General features: G+C 57.4%; 3 protein-coding genes. 2 read left to right on the forward strand and 1 reads right to left on the reverse strand.

The genetic code is table 11. From position 1 onward, the window contains the following. Positions 1 to 124 precede the first annotated feature (124 nt). Positions 125 to 835, reverse strand: coding sequence for a UTRA domain-containing protein (locus Q7O77_RS16680; protein ID WP_304169850.1), 711 nt, complete (start codon positions 833 to 835; stop codon positions 125 to 127). A gap of 268 nt (positions 836 to 1,103) precedes the next feature. Here Q7O77_RS16680 and Q7O77_RS16685 point away from each other — a divergent pair, with 268 nt between their 5' ends. Both Q7O77_RS16685 and Q7O77_RS16690 read left to right on the forward strand, forming a co-directional pair. Further along, positions 1,104 to 2,165, forward strand: coding sequence for an extracellular solute-binding protein (locus Q7O77_RS16685; protein ID WP_304169852.1), 1,062 nt, complete (start codon positions 1,104 to 1,106; stop codon positions 2,163 to 2,165). Between the two features lie 22 nt (positions 2,166 to 2,187). Further along, the coding region (locus Q7O77_RS16690) for an alkaline phosphatase family protein (RefSeq protein WP_304169854.1) at positions 2,188 to 2,690 on the forward strand (503 nt) is incomplete at its 3' end.

Genomic DNA, 2,690 nt, shown 5'->3' on the forward strand with positions numbered 1-2,690 from the left:
GTGATGGGGCGATTAGGGGCCGTGGGGGCGGCCTTTATTATGGCGGGCCTGGTCGTCAGCCTGCTGCGGTCAAGGGAACCGGTTCTGACGTCGCCGTGATCCTGAACGCCCCCATTTAGCGCCGTTAAACCGCTTCGACGTCGATGTGAATGGCGTCGTAGCGCCAGTATTCGTGGTCGCAATCGATGATCCTGTCTGACTGATCCCGGTTGATACGGGTAATGAACAGCGCCGGGCTGCCTGTCGCCACGTTGAGCGCGGATGCGGCCAAAGGCGAAACCGGCGTCGGCAGCATCATGAAACGAACCCGGCCATAGCGGATGCCATAGCGGGTCTCATAGATATCGGTGAGGGATTGCGTGAGATCGGACGGCAGGATACCCGGGAAGAATGCGGGATTGAGGTAGTGCTCCACGTACAGCACCGCGCGTTCGTCAACGCGTCGCAGGCGCCGGATCTGGTACACCTTGGCGCCAACGGGCAACATGAGCTGCTGGCCTATAACATCGCTGGCGGCCATCTCGCGCGCTTCCAGTACCTCTGTGGCGGCACGGCGACCCTGCTGTTCGACCATGGCGTGAAAATGGCTGCACTGCAATGGGTTATAGACGATCCGCGGCGGCGAAATAAACCATCCCCGACGCGGCTCCCGGTAAATCACCCCCTGAGACTCCAACTGTAGCAGGGCTTCCCGCAGGGTAATTCGGGTGGTGGAGAACTGTTCGCTCAACGTTCTCTCCGAGGGCAGACGCACCTCATCCCGCCATGTTCCTTCATCAATTTGCGACAGCAGCGTCTGGCAAATCAGCGCCACGGTTGTCGAGGGTTGTTGCATGAGTTCATCTGCCTATTCTAGAGCACGCCATGCACCACCGTGGGTACACCGCCATTCTTAATCAGAGCGTTATATTGCCACGCAGCCGTCAAAAGGTCTTGCTCGGACCACCCTGTTCCGTCGGGCCAAACTCATTTGGATTTTCACACCGTACACCCGGCAGGCGATACGGGCCGACTGACATATAAATTTCATCTTTGAGGCGTAGATTGGCGTGGATCTTGCTGGACTAGACCAGCGATTATTCCTATCACCAGGAGCATTCAAGATGAAAAACAGGGTTGCATTCGTATTAACGACAGCCGTGGTGCTGTCGCTGTCATCCGCTCACGCGGCCGAAGGTTCCGTTGCCGAGCTGGAGCAGGCGGCGCGAGCGGAAGGACAGGTGAACAGCGTGGGAATGCCGGACAGCTGGGCGAACTGGAAAGACACCTGGAAAGACCTGAACTCACGCTATGGCTTACGCCACACGGATACCGACATGAGCTCCGCGCAGGAGATCGCCAAGTTCGCCGCAGAAAAACAGAATGCCAGCGCGGACATTGGTGATGTCGGCGCTTCGTTTGGCCCCATCGCGATGCAAAAGGGCGTCACCCAGCCTTACAAACCCACCACCTGGTCGCAAATTCCCGACTGGGCCAAAGATAAAGACGGTCATTGGGCGCTCGCCTATACCGGCACCATCGCGTTCATCGTCAACAAGCAGTTGGTGAAAGACGTGCCTCACAGTTGGGCCGATCTGAAAAAAGGAAGTTACACTGTCACCATTGGAGACGTCAGTTCGGCGGCTCAGGCGACCAACGGCATACTGGCGGCGGCCTATGCGATGGGCGGCGATGAGCACAACCTTAAACCGGGACTGGATCTGTTCGCCGACCTGGCCAAGGCGGGGCGGCTTGGTCTGACCAACCCGGTGATTGCCAATATCGAGAAAGGGGAAGTTCAGGTTGGAGTGGTGTGGGACTTCAACGGCCTTAACTACCGCGATCAAATTGATAAAAATCGCTTTGTCGTGCTGATCCCGTCAGACGGCTCGGTGACGTCCGGCTATACCACGATCATCAACAAGTATGCCCAGCATCCTAACGCCGCCAAGCTGGCGCGCGAATACATCTTCTCGGATGCCGGTCAGATCAATCTGGCGCGCGGCTATGCCCGTCCGATTCGCGCAGAGCATCTGTCACTGCCGGATGATGTGAAAGATAAGCTGCTGCCGGCGGAACAGTATCAGTCAGCCCGTCCCATTGCTGACCCGGCTGCCTGGGAGAAAAGCGCACGTCTGCTGCCGCGTCAGTGGCAGGAGTCCGTCATGATCAATATGCAGCAGTAACCTGACCGGGAGGGAGCAAGGCATGAAATGTATTCTGGTCGTGTTGGACGGACTGAACTATCAGGTGGCACGCGATGCTATGGGATATCTGCAAGCGCAGTGCGAGGCGGGACGGGGGCGACTCTATCCGCTGACCTGCGAACTGCCTTCTCTCTCCCGGCCGCTGTATGAGTGCATCCTGACCGGCATTACGCCTGTGGAAAGCGGCATTGTGCATAACGACATTCAACGGTTGTCGAATGAGAAAAGCATTTTCCATTATGCTCGTGACGCCGGGCTGACGACCGCCGCGGCGGCTTATCACTGGGTGAGCGAACTGTATAACCGGACGCCGTTTGACCCGCCGCGTGACCGGCATACGGCGGATAAACATTTACCCATCCAGTACGGTCATTTTTATTACGAGGACGACTACCCAGACTCCCACCTGTTGATTGACGCCGAAAGCCTGCGGCGGACATATCGTCCGGACTTCCTCTTAGTGCATCCGATGAACATTGACTGTCTCTTATACACATCTGACGC

This window comes from Lonsdalea britannica (assembly GCF_946477055.1).
Lineage (GTDB): Bacteria > Pseudomonadota > Gammaproteobacteria > Enterobacterales > Enterobacteriaceae > Lonsdalea > Lonsdalea britannica_A.